The sequence below is a fragment of the Dawidia cretensis genome (assembly GCF_018598175.1).
In the GTDB taxonomy this organism is placed as follows: domain Bacteria; phylum Bacteroidota; class Bacteroidia; order Cytophagales; family Cyclobacteriaceae; genus Ohtaekwangia; species Ohtaekwangia cretensis.
The window spans coordinates 109,621-129,287 of the sequence record NZ_JAHESE010000018.1 but is presented as its reverse complement, the minus strand read 5'-3'; the positions used below and the strand labels follow the sequence as shown (position 1 = coordinate 129,287).

Sequence of the window (19,667 nt, the reverse complement as noted above, 5' to 3'; positions counted from 1 at the left end):
CTGTCAGCTCTGCTGAGCCAAAACCTTTAGGGGGTCAGTATCAACGTTACCGGGGTCAGCATCTCCGGAATATCCATCAAGATTTTAGTCCCCACGATGTTCGTTTCCTTTTAAGTCTGATTTCTGTAAAACGAATTGAGATATTTCAGCTAGTGCTATTGGTGAAAACGTCTGTTCGATTTTTCCATATTCGTTAATCATCCCTGTAGAACATTCTTGAAACATGTGATTCAGCCTTTTTAATTCCTTTACGGTGACATCACTATTTCCTCCTGCGACCAGTGCGTTTTTTATCGCTTGTAAGTTGTCCGTAGAGGGTACCTGCACATCTTTTTCGCCACCAAGTGCAAGAACAGGGCATTTAACATTTCTCAAATCATCTTGCGGGTCGTATGTAAAAAAGTATTTAAAGAAAGGGCTTGTTAACATCGTGACCTGTCTCGAAATAAATTCTTCTTTCGTCATTCCTGGTGGTATCTGATCATCTGGAATTTGATCCTTAGTTTCATTAGCAAACTTGTCCAGCGCGCTCTTGAGGTCTTTCTCATTTTCCGAACTTACAATTATGCTAATTAATTGTTCTATGTATTCCTTCGATCTTTGAATTTCTTGTTCAGATTTCCCCATTCTGCGCTCCAGTAACACTTGCCTTTCTACCATAATGTCACCTCCTAATTTTCCTGGGCCGGCTAACATGATTATAAAACTAACATCATTCGATCTCGCAGCAACCATTGGTGCAATCATAGCGCCATCGCTATGACCAATTAATCCAATCCTTGTACTATCGATTTCCTTTCTCGTCTTCAAAAAATGAACTGCGCTTTCCACGTCCGTTGAAAAATCCAATGATGTACCAGCATGATAATTCCCAGTTGATTTTCCAAAACCACGATCATCATACCTAAGCACGGCGAACCCTTGCCTTGTAAGGCAGTCTGCGATTATGAGAAATGGCTTGTGTCCATTCCATTCAGCATCTCGATTTTGTGGTCCGTAACCAGAGATTAGGATCACAGCAGGGTATTTTTCGTTACGGTTGGATGGAAGGGTGAGGGTTCCGGAAAGCGTAACATTTGCATTCGCGTTCGTGAAGGTAATATCTTCCATCTCGTAGGGAAAGGGGCCTTTCGGCTCCTGCTCCCGATTCGTTAAAGGTTTATCCTTCTGTACATACAGATAAATTGCAAAGGCAATAACTAGTAGCGTAAGTGCCGCAGTGGCCAACAATGTCTTTATACTGATGCCTTTGGATACTGGTTTATGTTTGTCCATTATGCTAAGATAGGCAGAATATTCGGTGGCGAGGATTCTACAGATTACTCTGTGATTCAAAATAATTTCGGGTGAAGGGAGCTTACACGCGTTATTTAGACCATTGTGCGATGTAGACATATAGCAGTACAGCCAGAATACAGCAGGACGCAGAGAACCGCGTCAAAGGCTAGGTTAGAACAATGACAGAAAAAGTGAAGGCACTCGTTTATGTGATACTTGCTCACCTATGCGTAGTTTGTTTTAGTGTACAGGCACAACGTCAAACGTGGCTCTGAAAAGGCAAAAGCAGCCATCGATTACTTCCGCAAAAAAACCATCGAAGCAGGCTTCCCCGGCTTGTATCTGCAAGCTATTCTTTGGGGCAACATTCCATCAACCTTAAAAGATGTTCCCGGAGATGCCGTACGGACGCAGAACTCCACCGTGGAGTATTTTGGTTTTAGCAGTATGACAAATTACCAGTGGTGTCATTTCATCCGTCCCGACGGCGACTACATTCCCTGGGCAGAACAAGCCCTGACCAAATGGGCCGAATGGGACAAGACATTACTGTCCCATACTGTCCCCACGTTTCAATAGGCTGGGATAGCAACCCCCGCTTTCCCGTGCAAAAACAAGATTTGATCGTTGACAACAAACCTCAATATTTTCAACAGTATCTTCAAAAAGCAAAAGATTACATAGACCAACATCCCGGACAGCCAACGTTAATTACCATCAACGCCTGGAATGAATGGGCAGAAGGCAGCTACCTGGATCAGTTGTAAATCAATCATCCGTAATTAAATTTCACCTATGAAATGGATTACCCGCGAGCGTCCCAAGATCGACCGCATCGCCTGCCCCTGGCTCATCAAGCGATTCGTCGACAGCGACGCCGAATTTATCTACGTACCTTTCGATCAGGTCATACCACAGTCAAAAGAGCTCAATGCCATACCCTTTGATCTTCCCAGCGTAGAATACACACACTATGGCGACCAGTGCACCTTCGACTACATCATCAAGAAACACAACCTTTCCGATCCCGCGCTTCACACACTTGCGCCTATCGTCCGTGGCGCAGACACCGACCGGCACGATCTCGCCACCCAAGCCTCCGGCCTCTGGGCCATATCCGCAGGTCTGTCCCACAACATCACCAACGATCATGAGCTTCTGGAAAGCGGCATGATGATTTACGACGCACTCTACACGTGGGCGAAACATTTGCAAAACGAAAAGCACACCCAAAACCCCATTGAAAACCTCCTGCTCGACGTATATAAAAAGTATCTGCAAGACAAGAGTGGCAAAGTACCCGATTGGGCGCGCGAGCTGAAGGAAATCATCCAGGACCAGATAGACACCAATCTAGCGCTCAACCTCAAGGAAATCTCCCAAAGCCTCAACGTCCACCCGAGCTACCTTTCGCGGGAGTTTTCTAAGTACTTCGACGATCTCTCCTTTGGCGACTACATCCGTAAACTCCGCATCGAACGCGCCACGCAGCTGCTTCGTGATACCGACCACACCCTGGCGGAAATCGCATACCTCACAGGATTTTCAGACCAGAGCCATTTTAACCGGATTTTTAAGAAGCACACCGATCAAAATCCTTCCGAATTCCGAAAAAAACTGAGCAAAAGTAAAACGGATACAAATCAGTAAATTCCATTCTATCCTTCGTCCGACGTTCTCGCGAGTATTGCTTACACAATGCAGTGAGAGATGTTACGACATACCATAATTCTTTTTACCTTTTTCATTCTTTACAGCGGCGCAGCAGCCCAAGCCGTACAGAAAGATGTGCACCACCGCGAGCAGCTTTGGTTCGGATTCTTCAACCAAACCCGCCTCACGAACAAGTTCGGTTTCTGGGTAGACGTCCACTATCGGCAGACGGACTATTTCATTGATCGACCCTTTCAGTTCGTGTTTCGCCCGGCCGTAACATATTTCATGAAAGACAATCTGCGCGTCAATGTGGGCTACGCCTTTGTCAACCACTTCCCAGTCAAAAGCCTCGACACATCCAGACCTGAGCACCGTGCCTGGCAGCAAATCTGGTACAACCAAAAATATCCCGGACTCACCACACTGCAATGGTTACGCCTAGAAGAGCGCTTCAATCGCAAGATCGCCAATGACGAGTTGATCGACGGCTACAACTTTAACTACCGGATCCGCTATAACATGTCGTTTTTTGTTCCCCTTACCGGAAAAGAGGTTGCTCCCAAAACACCGTTCATCGCTGTAATGAACGAAGTGTTTCTCAACTTCGGCGGTAAAATTGTCTATAACACCTTCGATCAAAATCGGTTCTTCGCTGGCGTCGGCTATCAGTTCACATCCCATCTCAACGCGCAGCTGGGCTATATGAACGTCTACCAACAGGAAGCATCGGGCAACAAGTACATGTCTACCGATGCCATCCGCCTGTTCTTCTTCCATTCACTCGACTTACGCCCAAAAGAAAACTGATCAACAAAAATCCTGCGTCATGAAATGGATCACCCGCGACCGTCCGAAGATTGACAGAATCGCTTGCCCCTGGCTCACCAAACTTTGTTGACCCACAAGCCGAATTCATCTACGTTCTCACCGACCAGGTCCTTGCAAAAGCAAAGGAGCTTCAGAATTTCTGAAAACATTCGCGATCATGCCAACTCTTTCATATATTATATTTTTCTGGGAACGCCAGAAATGGCGTATACCAGCAGTATAGATATATGTGAAACCCGAAATGAGGTCTGCAGCGGTTGTCGCTATGCGGCAAAATGATAACCGATGCCTTTGATCGTGATAATCTGGACCGATGGATCGTCCTTCAGGTAATCGCGCAACTTGGTAATGTATACATCCAGGTTGCGCGAATTGAAAAACGAATCGTCGCCCCACAATTTCATGAGAATATCTTTGCGAAGCACGGTGGCGTTCTTGTTGTCGATCAGGGTTTGCAGCAGGGTAGATTCGCGATGCGAGAGTTTTTTTACCGTCGTCTCATACCGTAGCTCATACCGCAGTGGTAGGAACTCGTAACGGCCAATGGTAATGTTCTCCTGTGCCGTGGCCTTTTGCGATTGTGTAAGTTGCAGCAGGTTCGTAACACGAACAATAAGCTCCTCCATGCTGAACGGCTTGCGTATATAATCATTGCCGCCGGCTTCAAAACCTTTCAGCAGATCTTCTGTTTGTATCCTGGCCGTAACGAAAATGATCGGCAGCAATGGCGCCAGCCGGCGCATTTCCCTGGCCAGCGTATAACCGTCCCTGGTGGGCAGCATAACGTCGAGCACGCAAATGTCGGGCTTTAGCGACTGGAACCGGGCTATGGCGTCTTTGCCGTCGTCCACCATCGTTACTTCAAAATCACGGCTTTCCAGGCTTTCTTTTACGATACGCGCCAGGAAAGGCTCGTCTTCCACGTAGAATATTTTGACCTTACTCATGATGTCAAAGCCCTCGTACCTTGCCGGGGAAGGGTAATGATAAAACAACTGCCTTTGCCGGGCTCGCTCTGCACGTCAATACGACCACCGTGGCTGCGGATTACGCTCGCCACATAATTGAGCCCCAGCCCATAGCCCTTTGTATTGTGAACATCGCCTGTAGGTACACGGAAAAATTTCTCGAAGATCTTTTTCTGGTATTCCGCCGCGATACCCAGTCCCTCGTCCTTTACAGACAGGCTCACAGAATTTACCGCATTTTTTAACGACACCGTAATTACCGGGCATTTAGGGCTGTATTTCAACGCGTTGTCAATGAGGTTGTAGATGACATTCGTGATGTGGATGGTGCCCCCGCGCAGCACAAAGTTGTTGCCATCTTTACTATAATGTATCGTCGCCCCGCGTGTCTCAAAAACCATCTTCATCGAGGCAATGATCTGTTGTGTGGTAGTGTCCAGGTCTATGCTCTCGGGGCGGTAGTCGACACCGTTGGTTTCAAACACCGATGTCTCCAGGATTTTATCCGTCATCTGTGCCAGCCGGCTCAGTTCATGCTGCGCAATGTCCAGGTATGCCTGCGTGAGCGTGGGGTTGTCGATCGCATGAAAGTCCCGTAAAGCCTCCAGCGCCACACTTACTGTGGCTACAGGCGTTTTGAGTTCGTGCGTAACGTTGCTGATAAAGTCGTTCTTGGCTTCCATGAGGCGTTGCTGTGCCCGGAGGTTCCGGAACATTACCAGAAACGCCGTGGCCGTGAGCAGCGTCAGGAAAAGAGCGAATAGAATTTGTGGTGTGATCTGCGCCAGGATAACGCCACGTATATTTGCCAGCGACGCCGTGTAACGGCTTACCGGGTTGATGCGAACGGCATCGAGCGTGAGTGAATTGGCGTACATGGTGTTTTCGCTCCGTTGTTCGGCTTCCCGCGTTGTCTCGAAATCGCTGGCAAATCCGAAAGGGCCCGGATGCCGGTCATGTTCCGGGGGAACAACAGCATGACGTATATTGAAAGGTACGTGTATGTTGGCGTTGGCAAGCGCTTCGCCATATTGCAACCGCAGCGTGTCCATATTCAGCGTGTCGGTAGTGAGGCGTATGATGAAGCTCTTGCCCACGCCGGCCACCATTTCACCACGGATCGTCTGGAGGCGCCCGGCAATCGGCCGAAGCATGTCCGGGCTGATAGAATCGTTGGCTGAAATGGCCGTATAGATATCTACCGTGCCGCGCTCGTCATTGTCGCGAGGGTGTTTTATGCGATTCGTCCGGAACGTGAACGCCCGTTGCGCTGAATCGCTCGTTAATACAGCCTCCGCCGAACGTGGCAGCGAATCTGTCGGAAAGATTTCAACGCTGCGCATAAAGGCAGTGTCCCGGAGTGTCATTACGGTTGTCCGGAAAATCATACCGCTTTCGCGCCGCAGGCTATAAAATGCTTTTTCGTACGAGCTCTGCAGCCAGAAAATTTGCAGGACGATCAGCAACGCAAGACTGCAGATCATCAGCGTTACGGTTACGATGTTCTTGTTTCGCTTCATGTTTTTTCGCGCCCCCTGTTCCATGACCAAAGTCTTTTTCCTGCCTCGGCATACCGCACGTGAACGTTGTTTTGTATCTGATACCAACCGTTGCATCGTGCCGTCATAATACCTTAAAGCAGCGACGCACCGGTTATACAAAGGTAATGCGATCCGCGGGTGCAACGAACGGCTTTAACCTTAATTAACAATCCTTTCAGATCTATTAACCGTGCAGAGCCCTTCCGCACGGTAGTTTTACCATTATTTAACGAACCAGCCGACGCAAACCCATTGGACCGCATGAAAAAAATAGTCATTATCGGTAGTATCCTGGCATCGCTTGCCGTAGCGCACGTCGGTTTCGGCCAGACCCCTGGCGGTGTGATACTATATGAAGTAAAAATAAACCTGCATCGCCGGCTGCCGCCCGACCGTGAAACCATGAAAGATGCAATTCCCGAATTCAACGTACACCAGGAAGAGCTCTTTTTCAACGAAACCGCTTCGCTCTACAAACCTATGGAAGAGGATGAAGACGAGTTCGAAGCCGACGGTGGCGGCATGCGCATGCGTTTCAGAAGACCACATGGTGAATATTATACCGACCAGGCAATGGCCGCTTCCATTGTTCAGCAGGACATTATGGGAAAGAAATACCTGATACAGGATTCATTGTCCGTGCTGCCCTGGAAATTGGGTACCGAAACAAAAACGATCCTCGGTTATATATGCCGGCAGGCCAGCTATTATAACGAAGAGCGCAAGCAGGAAATCGTAGCCTGGTATACAGACACGCTGCGGCCGTTTCTCGGTCCGGAGCGTTTCAATTCATTACCCGGCGGCGTGTTGCAAGTAGATGTGAATGCCGGCGAAACGGTCATCACCGCGCAACAGGTAACGCTGCGCCCGTTGAAGAAGAATGAGTTGAAAGCACCCACCGGTGGCGAGCGCATTACGCAAACCGAGTTCCAGAAAGTATCCCGCGAGCAAATGCAGCGTATGGGCAGAGGCCCCAGACCCTGATAGTATAACGACAAAAGACCGGCAATAAGCCCCATACTATGAAAAGGTTTCTATACCTGCTTTTTTTTGTTAGCCACATCGGCATCGCCCAGAAAATCACGGTAAAAGGGCACCTGAAAGATACCACAGGCACTACGCTGCCATCGGCAACAGTGATGATACTGAGCGCGAAAGATTCTTCGCTCGTAAACTTCGGTACGACCGCTGCCGATGGCGCTTTCGAAATACGGAATCTTGCCCGCCAGGAATATATACTCAAGGTCACCTACCTGAGCTATGCCCCTCTCACGCGGAAGATATTGCCCCTCGCCGGCGACCAGGTGGATGTCGGCGACCTGCGTATGCAACCACAGGCACGACAGCTAGCGGAGGTAACGGTGGAAGACGATGCACCTGTGCGTGTAAAGCGGGATACGATTGAATTCAACGCCAAAGTCTTTAAAACGAACGAGAATGCTGTTGTGGAAGATCTTCTTAAAAAGCTGCCGGGCGTGGAAGTTGACAACGATGGCACCATACGCGCACAGGGCGAGCAGGTAAAACGCATTACGGTGGACGGCAAGGAATTCTTCGGCACGGACCCCAAGCTCGCCACACGAAATCTGCCCGCCGATGCCATCAGCAAAGTACAGGTGTTCGATAAAAAATCCGACCAGGCTGTATTCTCCGGCGTGGACGACGGCCAGCGTGAAAAAACCATAAACCTCGAACTCAAAGAAGAAAAACGGAATGGCGCCTTCGGTACCCTTATGGGGGGTGTCGGAACAAGCGACCGTTACCAGGCACGGGCAAGCCTCAACCGTTTCCGCAAGCAAGAGCAGCTGTCGCTTCTCGGCATGGCCAACAATATAAACGAGCAGGGCTTCGGCATAGACGACTATATGAGCTTTACCGGCGGCTCACAGCAAATGGCAGTAGGTGGTGGTGGCGTTGTGCGCATGACCATCGGCTCCAATAACCAGTCTGGCGTATCGCTCAACCAGGGAAGACGCAACAGCGGCATTATGACGAACTATGCCGGCGGGATAAACTATAATAAGAACCTTACCAAAAATACCGAGCTAAGTACTAGCTACTTCTATAATCACCTGGATCACAACCTCCTCCAGACTACCGAACGCATCAACTTCGCACCCAGCGGCGACCTCACTTTCAACCAGAACAGCCGCCAGAACAATACGAACACCAACCACCGTCTGAACGCCATTATCGACCGTAAAATCGATTCGCTGAATTCGCTCAAGTTCACAACGAACGTGACATACAATGAGACCGATGCCGACGAAACCAGTGCGGGCGAAAACCTGGCCATGGATGGAAGCCTTTTGAACGACAACGAAAAACGAACCATTGACAACGGTACGTCGCTTACGGCAAACAACTCACTGCTATGGCGGCATCGTTTTGCAAAGAAAGGACGTACCTTGTCGGTAAATGCGCAGCTGAACGTAACGGAGACGGATCGCAAGGGCAGCATCGACGCCCTTACCAACTATTATACACAGTCGGAAGGCAGTGTGGAGACGTTGCAAACCAACGACCAGACCATCAACACCCTTACCTACAGCGGCACATTGTCGTATACGGAACCGTTGGGCGGTCGCAAATACCTGGAAGCGAACTACAACTACCGCGCCAACCTGAACGACGTAAAGAAAAATGTATACGACTTAAACAGCGGCGAGCCCCTATTCAACGACAGTTTGAGTAACCTGTATAACAGTAACTACCAATACCACCGCGGCGGCCTGAACTTCCGTCTCAACCGGTCTAACTATACAGTAACGGTAGGGGCAAGCGTGCAGGAAACATTTCTCGATGGCGAGCTGAAACTGTCCGACGCAACCATATCCAACTCGTACCGTAACGTGTTGCCCGTAGCGCGGTTTAATTACGACTTCACGTCCACACGGCACCTGCGCTTCGACTACGAAACATCCGTTACGGAGCCGACCATCCAGCAGCTTCAGCCCGTGGTGGATAATAGCGATCCGCTGAACCTTTCCGTGGGTAACCCCGGTCTGCGACCGGCTTATGAGCACAACGCGCGCCTCAACTATATCATGTTCAACCCGGCATCGTTCGTAAACTTCTTCGGCTTTGCGGATATTTCGTACACGAAGAACGCCATTACCAACTCGCAATCGTACACGGAAGAGAGCGTTCGGATATCAAAACCTGTAAATGTAGACAACACACTGCACCTGAGCGGAAATGCAACCTTCGGCTTCCCCATCCAAAAGCTCAACAGCCGCTTCGGCATAACGGCCATGGCTTCGCAGCAGAAGGGCGTGAACATCATCGACGATCTTCAAAGCACCATCGCCCAAAACACGCTCGGCGGACGCTTCCGCTACGATTATCGCTTCAAGGAAATATTCGATATAAGTCTCGGCGCAAACATCAGCCGTCAATCCACAACCTACGAGTTCGATGCCGCATCCAACCAGCTGTATTATAACAATACCTACACCGCCGAAGGAAACCTTCACCTGCTCGGCAACATGTATTTGCTGAGCTCGTCCCTGGAGTATCTTACCTACGAAAATAAAACCAGTGATTACAACCAGGCAATACCCTTCCTCAACATATCCATATCCCGCTATATCCTGAAAGCCAAAAGCGGCGAGCTCAAACTATCCGTCAACAACGTACTCGACCAGAGTACCGGCGTATCCCAGACCGCCGACGTGAACTACTTCCAAAGACAGGTCACCAATTCCCTCGGCCGCTACTACATGCTAGCGTTCATCTATTCCCTCAACAAACAGCTCAACCCGATGGGGGGCATGCGTCCGCCTCCAGGCGGTGGTATGAGAATCATCAGACCTTAAACACGACCCTGCTGGGCAACACCGGCCTTAAGACCTATCAAAAAGAGAAAGCTGCCAGCTGGCCTTCAATTCTTTAAATTAAGATCCATCGAATTCACAAAGACCAGGCCGTCAAATACTCGACTTGTCGCAATTCATCCCCTAAGTTGTCGCTTTTGCACCGTGTCAAATACTGACGTGAACGCTAGTTTTGTATTGTCAACAATGGTTACGCACCTGTTAATGGCATTAAAGTTTAGGACAACAATTTCAATAAAAAAATAAAAGTATATGAGAAGAATAACTGTTTTATCGATGATTACATTAGATGGTGTAATGCAAGCGCCGGGCGGACCCGGCGAAGACACATCGGGCGGCTTCAACTATGGCGGCTGGACGGCATCTTATGGTGACGAGGTTTTTAACAGTATCATGGCAGAAGAGTTGAAACCGGCAGATTATGTTTTGGGCAGAAAAACATTTGAGATTTTTGCATCCTACTGGCCTCAACATGCCGACTTTTGGCCGGGCATCAATGATGGCGCCAAATACGTCCTGTCGCAGACCATAGAAAAATCAGATTGGAAAAATACCCACTTCGTCAAAAGCCTGGCAGATATCGAAAAGCTTAAAAATTCGGAGGGGTCCGACCTTCAAGTTTGGGGTAGTGGTAAGCTCATTCAACTGCTGCTTAAGCATGACCTGGTGGATGAGCTTCGGCTCAAAATTTATCCTTTGATTCTTGGTGGAGGGAAAAAGCTGTTCGAAAACGGTGCGATCCCGGCAGCATTTACATTAACAGAAAGTCATGTTACGTCAAAAGGGGTCATTATAGCCAATTACAAGAGAGCCGGAGAAGTTAGCACAGGCAATGTTGGATCTTAAGAAAACATTGTGTTACGTGCAGCGTGTCAATGGTCATAGCTGATCACGCGCGCTATCTTCCAATTTCCGTTGGTATTCTTCCAAATATGAACGAATTTGAACGTCCCATCTAGCTTTTCCTCCTTTCCTTCTTCTGTATAATAAAAACAATGACTTCCGATTTGGACAGCGCCAAAATCCTTGACTGGAAAAACTTCGAGGCTACCATTCACTAGCTCTCTTCTAACTTTCATTTCCTTATTATTGCATCTTTGAAGTATTGAGTTAACGTTCTGAGCATAGTTTGTAAGTCCACCTGCATCATGATAGAATTCGAGGTCTTCTGTAAACAATGACTTGGATGTATTGACGTCACATGTATTAAATGCGTGAAATAAAATACTATCCAAACTTGCTATTTTTTTTGTCAATGCCTGTGCTGATAAAGTCTGACTGGTTTGTGCGTTTACCTGATTAGGGTATAGTAATCTGGTCGATACAATAAAGGTCGCAATGAAGATAGCTCCTAGTTTCATGGGGTTAGTCAGTTTGTACGACAGGCTGAGCAATTGATGTGCCGTTAATGAATCTCGCCCCAACACCTTAATCATGATGTTTTCATATTTGGTTTGTTCGGGAATGAACGATAGAGTGTCCACTATCAAGGTGCTATGCTGGCGAACCGATTTAAGTTCAATCAGAAAGTGGTTCGAGAATTGTACAAGGAGGAGGACGATAGATTGTTTTTAATTATGGACAAGGAATTTTGATGCTGTCTGCGGCTGCTATTTCTGAAGCGTTTGCGCCCATTTCTCCAAGGTACTTACGAGTTGATCCAGGTTTATAGGCTTGCTGATATAATCATCCATACCTGCCTGTAAACACATTTCGCGATCGCCCTGCATGGCATTGGCGGTCATGGCGATAATTAAAGGTTGTGTTCCTGAAAGCGTACGTATTTTTTGGGTTGCTTCAAGGCCATCCATTTCAGGCATTTGTATATCCATCAGTATCAAATCATATTTCATTTTAATAAATGCCTCGATCACTTCTTTTCCGTTTGATACAACATCTGCCTGATAACCCAGTTTAGCCAATACACGGATAGCAAGTTTCTGATTAATCGGATTATCGTCCGCGATAAGGATATGCAAAGGGTATTGTTTCGCAAAATCGGAATGGAGTTTCTGGCCTGTCTTTTTGTCGGCTGCAGATGTATCGTATTTATGCAAACTTATGAGAATACTTTTCGAAAGTACGCTCTGCTTCACAGGCTTACTTAATATAACGGAGAAAATGGCGTGATATTTTTCATTTCGCTCATCGCCAATAGAGCTCATAAGAATTACAGGAAGGGCAGGATATAGTTCGTGGATGGAGTTGCCTAGTTGAAGGCCATCTGTTTCAGGCATCTGCATATCGGTAAGTACCAGGTCGAAGCCCGGACTTTGTGATAAGATCTCTAATGCTTGCTTTGCTGAAAAAGCTAAGGTAGGTCTAAGTTTCCAATGTTCCAGTTGGTTTTTTAGTATCGAACGATTGGTTTGATTATCATCGACAACGAGAACCTTTTTTCCTTCTACGCTTGCCATATCATGGTAAACATAGGTTTGTGCCGGTTTTTCACTAAGTTTTGTCGACAGGGTGAAAAAGAATGTAGTGCCTTTCCCTACAGTGCTTTCTATCCATATTTGGCCTCCCATTAATTCAACAAGCTTCTCTGTAATGGCCAGCCCTAAACCTGTGCCTCCATATTTGCGCGTGGTTGAAGCGTCAACTTGAGAAAATGCTTTAAACAGGCGGTTTAATTTGTCTTCGGGTATCCCTATCCCGGTATCACGTATGTCAAATCCCAGGGTTAACAGGGCATTCGCTCTTTTGTGTAGATGAACGCCTAAAAAAATTTCTCCCTGGTGTGTAAATTTGATAGCATTTCCCACAAGGTTCAGAAGTACCTGGCGTAGCCGCAGGCTGTCTCCGATAATTTGGTCAGGAACATCGGGGTCCATCTGATAGATCAGGTCTAATCCTATCGTGGATGCTTTACTGGCGAACATATCCAAAACTTCTTCTATACACGTCCGCAAATCGAAATCTTTTTCTTCCAGCTCCATTTTGCCAGATTCTATCTTCGAAAAGTCCAGGATATCGTTGATAACGCCGAGCAAATTTTCACCCGAGCTTTGGATGATCGCGGTATATTCTCGTTGCTCGAGCGTAAGGGAGGTTTCTGCCATCAGCGAAGCCATACCGATGACACCGTTCATGGGCGTACGGATCTCGTGACTCATGGTCGCAAGAAAAATACTTTTGGCATGATTAGCTTTTTCGGCTTCCTGGCGAGCGGCTTCTGCCTCTTCATGTTTGTTTATGATCTCTTTCTTCTGTTGCTGAAGCATTTCATTCATGCTTTTAAGAGATTCCGTTTGCGCCTGAAGCTTGCCATTGAGTGTCTGCATATTTACGGCTTGTTCCACCAAGGCTTCTTTTTGTTCAATGACCTCAGCCGTGCGTTGTTTTACCTGCTTGTCGAGCTCTGCTTTTTGCTTCGTGATTACATTGAGCCTTATTCTTAAGAAAAGAAGAACGCCTCCTATTGTAGCAAGTCCTGCGAGGGTTCTAAACCACCACGTAAGCCAAAAAGGTGGAGGAATAATGATGTTGACCGAGGTGCCTTGTTCATTCCAGAAACCATCATTGTTGGAAGCCTTTACCTTGAATACATATTCTCCCGGATTGAGGTTGGTATAGGTGGCCGAATTTTGTGTGCCTGCGTAAATCCACTCTTTATCGAAGCCTTCCATCTTATAGGCGTATTGATTTTTTTCCGGACTTATATAGTTCAATACCGAAAATTCAAAAGAAAACACAGATTGTTTATACGAAAGCGTGATTTCTTTCACTTCGCTAATATGTTTTTTTAAAGGGGAATCTTCGCTGATCTCTACCGGTTTATTAAATAGCTGAAAACCGGTGACATAGACCGGAGGTATATCGCGATTGTCTTTAACGCTATCCGGATGGAAAAAATTAAACCCATTATTTCCACCGAACATCATTTTACCATCCTTGGTTTTAAGTGCTGCATTTTGGATAAACTCATTCCCTTGTAGGCCATCGGTGGCCTGGTAGTTCCTTACCCTGTTTGATTTATAATTGAATTTGAATATTCCTTCCAATGTGCTTATCCAAAGGTTGGCGTGGTCATCTTCAATAATGGATTGTATGACGTTATTGGGAAAGCCGTTTTTAGTAGTGAAAATCTGGGCTGTAGCAGTTTGCGGATCAAACAGATTTAAGCCATTCACCGTACCGACCCAAAGGTTACCGGCCTGATCTTCAAATATTGAAAGAATATTATTATGGCTCAGACTTCCTGGTTTGTCATCACTGTAAAATCTGGTAAAGCTATTGCTGGTAGGGTCAAATAAATTCAAGCCACTGTCCGTTCCGATCCATAAATTTTTCTTTTTATCCTCGTAAATGGCGGTGACTACATTGCTGCTTAAGCTTTTTTCATTGTTCGCGTCAAATTTATATTGCGCAAACCGGCCACTCGCTCTATCCATTAGATTAAGACCGCCAACGTGAGTACCGATCCATAAATTCGCTTTACTGTCTTCAAAAATGTCCCATGCATTATCATGACTTAAACTACTTTTGTCATTAGGATCATGTTTATAGTGAGTGAGTTTATTGGTTTTTCTATCGTACTTGGTGACGCCTTTCAGGTATGCGCTGATCCAAATATTTTTCTGACGGTCTTCGTACACACATATGATCACGTTGCTGCTGATGGTATTGGGATCTTTGGGATCATGTCTAAAGTATGTAAATGTATTTGTCGATGGATTGAACAGGTTAACTCCGCCACCATCCGTGGCAATCCATATTTTTCCATCGGTATCTTCACAAAAACCTTTAATATTGTTATGGCTAAGGCCTGCAGAACAAGGTTCCTGTTGATAGTGTTGGAATTTTTCCAACCGTGGATTACAATAATTGATTCCTCCTCTGTGCACGCCGAACCATAGTGTACCCGTACGGTCTTCGTAGATCGCCGAAACGGTATTGTTACTGATGCTGTTTCTGTTGGCGACGTCGTGCGCATAGATTTCAAAAGTTCTCGTGAGCGGGTCAAAAAGATTCAGCCCTCTATTCTCTGTTCCTATCCATATATTACCCTTGCGATCTTTGTACATGGAATATATCATATCGGCGCTGATACTTTCCGGGCGACGAAAATCGTGTGTGTAGGCCAGGGTAAAAGCTTCCTTTTTGCGGTCAAATAGAACCAGTCCGTTACCCCATGTAGCGATCCATAAATTTCCGTGATGATCTTCCACTATAGAAGAGATCCGGGTTTGTTCGTAATGCTTAAACTTCTTTTTCTTCCGGTCAAAAAGATACAGCCCCAGCGCACGTGCTCCTATCCAAAGGTTACCCTGCGTGTCTTCATACAAACAAGTCGTCGGAATGTTTGCAAGGTGTACGATTTTGTGCTCATTGTTTAAAACATACACCCCCTCGGCCGTACCGATGTAGAGGTCGTTATGACTATCTTCGAGGATGGTATAAACCAGGCTTTCAGGGTGATCAGGATCCAGGCGAAATCTTGTGAACGTATCCATATCCCGGTTATATAAATTAAGCCCGCCACGCGTTCCAATCCACAGATTTTTATCATTATCTTCATAGATTGCAGTGATCATGTTATTGCTCAAGCTGCTGGAATCTTCGGAATCATTTTTATAAACAGTTATTTTTTCGCCATCGTATTTATTGAGACCATTATTAGTTCCAAACCACATAAACCCCTTATGGTCCTGGCCAATACATATACCATGATTTTGCGACAGCCCTTGTTCGCTGGTAATATGATGGAAAACCAGTCGTTGATTTTGTCCACAGACATTGAAAAAGAGAAATACACTCAAGACTATGAGAAGGGTCTTTCTTTTCATCAAATACGCCGTTAAAAAAATACGCTTGTCTATAAAAGATAACCTAATTAGGCCACAAAGTTGCGGTTTTGATCTTGACCGTGCAGATCCATCTAAACACTAGGCGGCTTAAATGCCCCGCTTCAACCACAAGCCTTACCAACCTGGCCAATAGCGACATAAGAAAGATAAGACCTCCTTTTGAAAATAAGAATAGCTGATCACATTTTTTACGCTCAAAAAGGGTCTCATAATCGCCCCGAAAACATGTTGGAACGCTACCTCAAGAAATTCCTTTGTCGTTTGTGGCTTCTTTCCACTGGCTTTTTCAAGTCATTAGAGGAGAAATTAATCCTCTCTGTGCAATCGCTACACGGAAAATAGCAACTCCTTGAATTACCTGATTAGTCACTCCGTTGGTTTTTAACTGCTCGGTAAAGTCCTCCATCCAAGACGACATGTACCGATTGTCTTGTATTAGTTTTGTTAGTCACTAGCCTTGGTTTATTGTGCTTTTAACAACGAAAGAAGATTGTTCAATGGAGCATTAATGGGCAAGAGTCACTTGCGGGGATAGCTGAGGAGCTTGACAAAAAAGCTTGCACCGTTTCCTGGCTCGCTTTCACACCAGATCTCCCCGCCCATTGCATCGACAAATTTCTTTACGATCGACAGCCCCAGGCCCGTGGACGATTCATTGCTCGTTGGTGTAGCACTTAATTTCTGATACTTTTTGAACAACTTCGTCTTATCACTTTCACTTATACCAGGTCCTTCGTCTCGAATCTCGCACAGTGCCGTCGTGTCGTGATGGGTGATTGTGATATAGATGTTCTTTCCCGGTGACGAAAATTTGATGGCATTTGAAAGTAGATTATCAATAACCTGGTCGGTATAGCGCAGGTCGGAATTCACCATGACATTTTCCGGTAAGGAGGTCTGAATCTGGATTTGTTTTCGGTTCACTTCCACAACGGACCGGTTCACGTTTGCCCTTACGACGTCTGAAAAATTTACGGGCTCGAGGATTACATTCAGCTGTGTTGCCTCGATCGCTTCAACATTCAGGATTTTATTGATCATATCGCTAAGACGTACACTACTTTGCTCTATCATATCAAAGTAGGTAGCAGATTCTTCATCGACCTTGCACGTCATCCTGACCAGCGAAATCATTCCTTTGATCTGGTTGACGGGACTTTTTAAATCATGCGCCACAATGCTAATCAGATTGTTCTTTTCTTCGTTTAGCGAAACTAAATCTTCATTCTTGCGTTCGATCTCTTCTTTTTGCTCGGTGATCTTTTGATTCTTCCGCTGTTGATTTTTGAAATTCCGATACGTCATAGCAGCTAAAAAAATCATGATGCAAAAAGCAGCCATGAGCGCGTTCCGAATCCATTTTTCTCTGGCGAGCATTTTTTCTTTCTCAAATAATTCCAGTTGCTTTTGAGAAATTTCATATTCTGTGCGCAGATCCGCCATTTTTTGTACGGCATCAAGGTTATTGACGCTGTCCCGGTAAACAATGTGATTTTTGTAATGCCGGAAAGACTCGCCCGTATTACCTGCGTGCATGTACAATTCTGAAAGTTTCAGACTGGATTCACTGATCTGTTCTTTCAGCCCGTAATGTTGGGCAAGTTGCAAGCTTCTGGTAGCGTAGTGCAGCGCGGTAGGTTTATCACCTTTTTGATGATGGATATCCGACATCGAAAGGAGATATACACAAACGGGGTAATAATCTCCTAATTCTTCCAATATGTGGGTTGCCTCTTTTATTTTCTGCTCGGCCAGGTTGTCTTCTCCAATATTGGCGAGCACCATACCAATATTTCCCAAGCTATACGCCTTTCCGATTAAATAGTCAGCCTTTTGGAAAATGATCTCTGCTTCCCGGAAGTACAGTAATGCAGAGTCATAAATCTTGGCGGTGTGGAATTCATCGCCGGCATTTAAGATGGCAGCTGCCAACGAAACAGAATCATCTGATTGCCGTAACGTTGAAATCGCCTTATTGAAATAAATCATCGCGTTACGATGATTACTGGCGCTACTGTAAATGCCGGCGATTGCTCCATAGGCATTTGCTTCACCTTGAAAGTACTGAGCTTTACGGGCGGCATCTATACTTCTAAGATAGGCCTCCAACGATTCTTCCAGATCGCCCAGCAGCTTTTTGGTATTGCCCTTTAGAAAAAAACCTCTGAACAGGTACAAGTGGTTGCCTGCTGCAGCGGATTGGGTTATGAGCTCTTCGGCATAATAAAGTGCCAGCTTGAGATCTTTAACCTCGTTAAACGCCAGATGCCTCAGTAATTCTAACGTTGCAGTGTCTTGCAGAGTCCCCTTTTTATAAATCTTGGCCAGGCTGTCCGCTACTTTTTGACTCTGACCAGAAACGTCGTGACAAACGAGACAAGAAAGAATAAACAAAAAATAGTACGCGATCCTCCTGCAGGGCATGGCAGTAGGTTACGGATTTACCCGGATTTTTGGGTCGGAGGTGTAAATGGTAGCGTCGCCTACTTTCAGGTAGTTGATGGTATAGGTTTCGGTCACTTCGCTGGAGGGTGGAACGGGATTAATGCTACCCTCCCAGCAAGTAGAATTCAAAGGGGTGGGGTCGGGGCTGAATACATCGACTCCATCGATCTCGGTGATGGCGGTAATCGAGGCTACGCCTGAATTGCCGCTGATCAGCCATGTTACGGTATCGCCGGCCTCTGTCGTAGTTAATCCGTCGTCGGACAATATCAAATCATTGTTGCTCTCAATTCCTGTAATGGTGATGAGGTGGTTTGCCATTTCTTTTTATAGTTGTTGGTAAAAAAATATTTCCAACAAGTTATCCATCCCCTGGCAATTTCCAATTTCGGTGGCATGAATATACTGTATATTTTCAGTGACGTTGCTGAAGGCAGAAACCTGGAAAAGGCCATCGGTGCGACTAGATAGTAATTGTTTGTGTTTGAAAATCAAATACTTACCTGCTATCACTTAGGTCGCTTGTTAAGGTGATACAGGGCATACAGGTGGCCGATTTAGAAATTCGGCGTGTTCTTTCCTGTCCGGAAAGTCGTTAGCGTCCAGTATGTTACCACGTTCCAGATAGGCGACAGTGTACTATGACGGCACGGTTCTACCGCTTGATGCGCTTCCTGATTCGGCTCAAGGAGGGATTGGTGATGCCCAGGTAAGATGAGATATGATAGGCTGGAATGCGTTCGACAATATTCGGATGTTCGTCTAACAACCGAATGTAGCGTTCTTCGTGCGAAAAGAACATAAATTCTTCAGTACGCGTTTGCGCATAGGAGAAAAACAACTCAGCCAGCAGTCTGCCAAATTTACTCCAGCTGGGATTTGAGTTATAGAGGTCATTAAGATCTTTATAGGAAATGGATACGATCTCGGAATCCTCCATGGCTTCTATGAAGTACCAGCAGGGATTGCGTGAAATGAAGCTCCTAAAGGAAACGACAAACTGATTTTCTGAAAAAAAGAAAAGGTTTTTATCTATCTGTTTATCCTGGTCATGATAATAAATACGGAATATTCCCTTCACCACCAGTCCCAGGTCACTGCAAACCATGCTCTGCATGTTGAAGAAATCGCCTTTGTTGATTTTCCGGGATTTCCAGAATGGCAGGCTCTTGTTGATGTCCTCATCTGCCAGTGCTGCGAAATTTCTCAGATACTGGGATAAGGTTTCATTTTTGTTATCCATTTGATTGTCGTATCAGTTTGTAAATAGCGGGCAAAACAGCACCAATTTCGGCAATCACCCGC

The 19,667-nt window shown here is 46.1% G+C and carries 16 protein-coding genes; 8 read left to right on the top strand and 8 right to left on the bottom strand.

The annotated features are described in order from the left end of the window. Positions 1-84 precede the first annotated feature (84 nt). Positions 85-1,275, bottom strand: a complete 1,191-nt coding sequence (locus tag KK062_RS17480; protein ID WP_254085623.1) for an alpha/beta hydrolase family protein — start codon at positions 1,273-1,275, stop codon at positions 85-87. A 246-nt stretch (positions 1,276-1,521) separates the two neighbouring features. Between KK062_RS17480 and KK062_RS17475 the strand changes: the two genes are divergently transcribed. The 5 genes from KK062_RS17475 to KK062_RS31070 are packed head-to-tail and all read left to right on the top strand — an operon-like array spanning position 1,522 to position 3,832. Beyond that, positions 1,522-1,857 (top strand): hypothetical protein, encoded by a 336-nt coding sequence (locus KK062_RS17475; protein ID WP_254085622.1) that lies wholly within the window; start codon positions 1,522-1,524, stop codon positions 1,855-1,857. 26 nt (positions 1,858-1,883) lie between these two features. After that, the gene (locus tag KK062_RS17470) at positions 1,884-2,045 is read left to right on the top strand and encodes a glycoside hydrolase family 99-like domain-containing protein (RefSeq protein ID WP_254085621.1); all 162 of its coding nucleotides are present in this window, start codon (positions 1,884-1,886) and stop codon (positions 2,043-2,045) included. Between the two features lie 28 nt (positions 2,046-2,073). Next, complete coding sequence (locus KK062_RS17465; protein ID WP_254085620.1) at positions 2,074-2,928, top strand: chromate resistance protein ChrB domain-containing protein; 855 nt, start codon at positions 2,074-2,076, stop codon at positions 2,926-2,928. A 60-nt stretch (positions 2,929-2,988) separates the two neighbouring features. Continuing rightward, positions 2,989-3,741: a DUF2490 domain-containing protein gene (locus tag KK062_RS17460; RefSeq protein WP_254085619.1), complete on the top strand. Its 753-nt coding sequence runs from the start codon at positions 2,989-2,991 to the stop codon at positions 3,739-3,741. After that, positions 3,686-3,832 (top strand): chromate resistance protein ChrB domain-containing protein, encoded by a 147-nt coding sequence (locus KK062_RS31070; RefSeq protein WP_369075175.1) that lies wholly within the window; start codon positions 3,686-3,688, stop codon positions 3,830-3,832. Before KK062_RS17460 ends, KK062_RS31070 begins: the two co-directional genes overlap by 56 nt. A 193-nt stretch (positions 3,833-4,025) precedes the next feature. Here the strand turns inward: KK062_RS31070 and KK062_RS17455 are convergent, their stop codons facing one another. Then, a complete protein-coding gene (locus KK062_RS17455; protein WP_254085618.1) occupies positions 4,026-4,709 on the bottom strand; it encodes a response regulator transcription factor in 684 nt (227 codons plus the stop codon). Further along, positions 4,706-6,250, bottom strand: a complete 1,545-nt coding sequence (locus tag KK062_RS17450) for a sensor histidine kinase (protein WP_254085617.1) — start codon at positions 6,248-6,250, stop codon at positions 4,706-4,708. Before KK062_RS17450 ends, KK062_RS17455 begins: the two co-directional genes overlap by 4 nt. A gap of 282 nt (positions 6,251-6,532) precedes the next feature. Here KK062_RS17450 and KK062_RS17445 point away from each other — a divergent pair, with 282 nt between their 5' ends. The 3 genes from KK062_RS17445 (at position 6,533) to KK062_RS17435 (ending at position 10,953) form a co-directional block, all read left to right on the top strand. Then, on the top strand, positions 6,533-7,255 hold the full coding sequence (locus tag KK062_RS17445) for a GLPGLI family protein (protein ID WP_254085616.1): 723 nt from the start codon (positions 6,533-6,535) through the stop codon (positions 7,253-7,255). A gap of 38 nt (positions 7,256-7,293) precedes the next feature. After that, a complete protein-coding gene (locus tag KK062_RS17440) occupies positions 7,294-10,089 on the top strand; it encodes an outer membrane beta-barrel protein (protein WP_254085615.1) in 2,796 nt (931 codons plus the stop codon). Positions 10,090-10,359: 270 nt separating this feature from the next. Continuing rightward, complete coding sequence (locus tag KK062_RS17435) at positions 10,360-10,953, top strand: dihydrofolate reductase family protein (protein ID WP_254085614.1); 594 nt, start codon at positions 10,360-10,362, stop codon at positions 10,951-10,953. Between the two features lie 26 nt (positions 10,954-10,979). Here KK062_RS17435 and KK062_RS17430 read toward each other — a convergent pair whose 3' ends face one another. From KK062_RS17430 to KK062_RS17410, 5 genes are all read right to left on the bottom strand, one after another. After that, positions 10,980-11,468, bottom strand: a complete 489-nt coding sequence (locus KK062_RS17430) for a nuclear transport factor 2 family protein (RefSeq protein WP_254085613.1) — start codon at positions 11,466-11,468, stop codon at positions 10,980-10,982. Between the two features lie 249 nt (positions 11,469-11,717). Then, positions 11,718-15,896: a hybrid sensor histidine kinase/response regulator gene (locus KK062_RS17425; protein WP_254085612.1), complete on the bottom strand. Its 4,179-nt coding sequence runs from the start codon at positions 15,894-15,896 to the stop codon at positions 11,718-11,720. A 540-nt stretch (positions 15,897-16,436) separates the two neighbouring features. Continuing rightward, positions 16,437-18,341 carry a sensor histidine kinase gene (locus tag KK062_RS17420; RefSeq protein ID WP_254085611.1) on the bottom strand — a complete coding sequence of 635 codons (1,905 nt, stop codon included), beginning with the start codon at positions 18,339-18,341 and terminating at the stop codon, positions 16,437-16,439. 9 nt (positions 18,342-18,350) lie between these two features. After that, a complete protein-coding gene (locus tag KK062_RS17415) occupies positions 18,351-18,683 on the bottom strand; it encodes a hypothetical protein (protein WP_254085610.1) in 333 nt (110 codons plus the stop codon). A gap of 334 nt (positions 18,684-19,017) precedes the next feature. Then, positions 19,018-19,605 carry a Crp/Fnr family transcriptional regulator gene (locus KK062_RS17410; protein WP_254085609.1) on the bottom strand — a complete coding sequence of 196 codons (588 nt, stop codon included), beginning with the start codon at positions 19,603-19,605 and terminating at the stop codon, positions 19,018-19,020. Positions 19,606-19,667: the final 62 nt, after the last annotated feature.

Excerpts from the sequence above, each read along its gene's own strand:
- KK062_RS17420 (WP_254085611.1), bottom strand. The coding sequence starts at position 18,341 with ATGCCCTGCAGGAGGATCGCGTACTATTTTTTGTTTATTCTTTCTTGT.
- KK062_RS17430 (WP_254085613.1), bottom strand. The coding sequence starts at position 11,468 with ATGAAACTAGGAGCTATCTTCATTGCGACCTTTATTGTATCGACCAGA.
- KK062_RS17445 (WP_254085616.1), top strand. The coding sequence starts at position 6,533 with ATGAAAAAAATAGTCATTATCGGTAGTATCCTGGCATCGCTTGCCGTA.
- KK062_RS31070 (WP_369075175.1), top strand. The coding sequence starts at position 3,686 with ATGCCATCCGCCTGTTCTTCTTCCATTCACTCGACTTACGCCCAAAAG.
- KK062_RS17410 (WP_254085609.1), bottom strand. The coding sequence starts at position 19,605 with ATGGATAACAAAAATGAAACCTTATCCCAGTATCTGAGAAATTTCGCA.
- KK062_RS17415 (WP_254085610.1), bottom strand. The coding sequence starts at position 18,683 with ATGGCAAACCACCTCATCACCATTACAGGAATTGAGAGCAACAATGAT.
- KK062_RS17435 (WP_254085614.1), top strand. The coding sequence starts at position 10,360 with ATGAGAAGAATAACTGTTTTATCGATGATTACATTAGATGGTGTAATG.
- KK062_RS17480 (WP_254085623.1), bottom strand. The coding sequence starts at position 1,275 with ATGGACAAACATAAACCAGTATCCAAAGGCATCAGTATAAAGACATTG.
- KK062_RS17455 (WP_254085618.1), bottom strand. The coding sequence starts at position 4,709 with ATGAGTAAGGTCAAAATATTCTACGTGGAAGACGAGCCTTTCCTGGCG.
- KK062_RS17465 (WP_254085620.1), top strand. The coding sequence starts at position 2,074 with ATGAAATGGATTACCCGCGAGCGTCCCAAGATCGACCGCATCGCCTGC.
- KK062_RS17440 (WP_254085615.1), top strand. The coding sequence starts at position 7,294 with ATGAAAAGGTTTCTATACCTGCTTTTTTTTGTTAGCCACATCGGCATC.
- KK062_RS17460 (WP_254085619.1), top strand. The coding sequence starts at position 2,989 with ATGTTACGACATACCATAATTCTTTTTACCTTTTTCATTCTTTACAGC.
- KK062_RS17450 (WP_254085617.1), bottom strand. The coding sequence starts at position 6,250 with ATGAAGCGAAACAAGAACATCGTAACCGTAACGCTGATGATCTGCAGT.
- KK062_RS17425 (WP_254085612.1), bottom strand. The coding sequence starts at position 15,896 with ATGAAAAGAAAGACCCTTCTCATAGTCTTGAGTGTATTTCTCTTTTTC.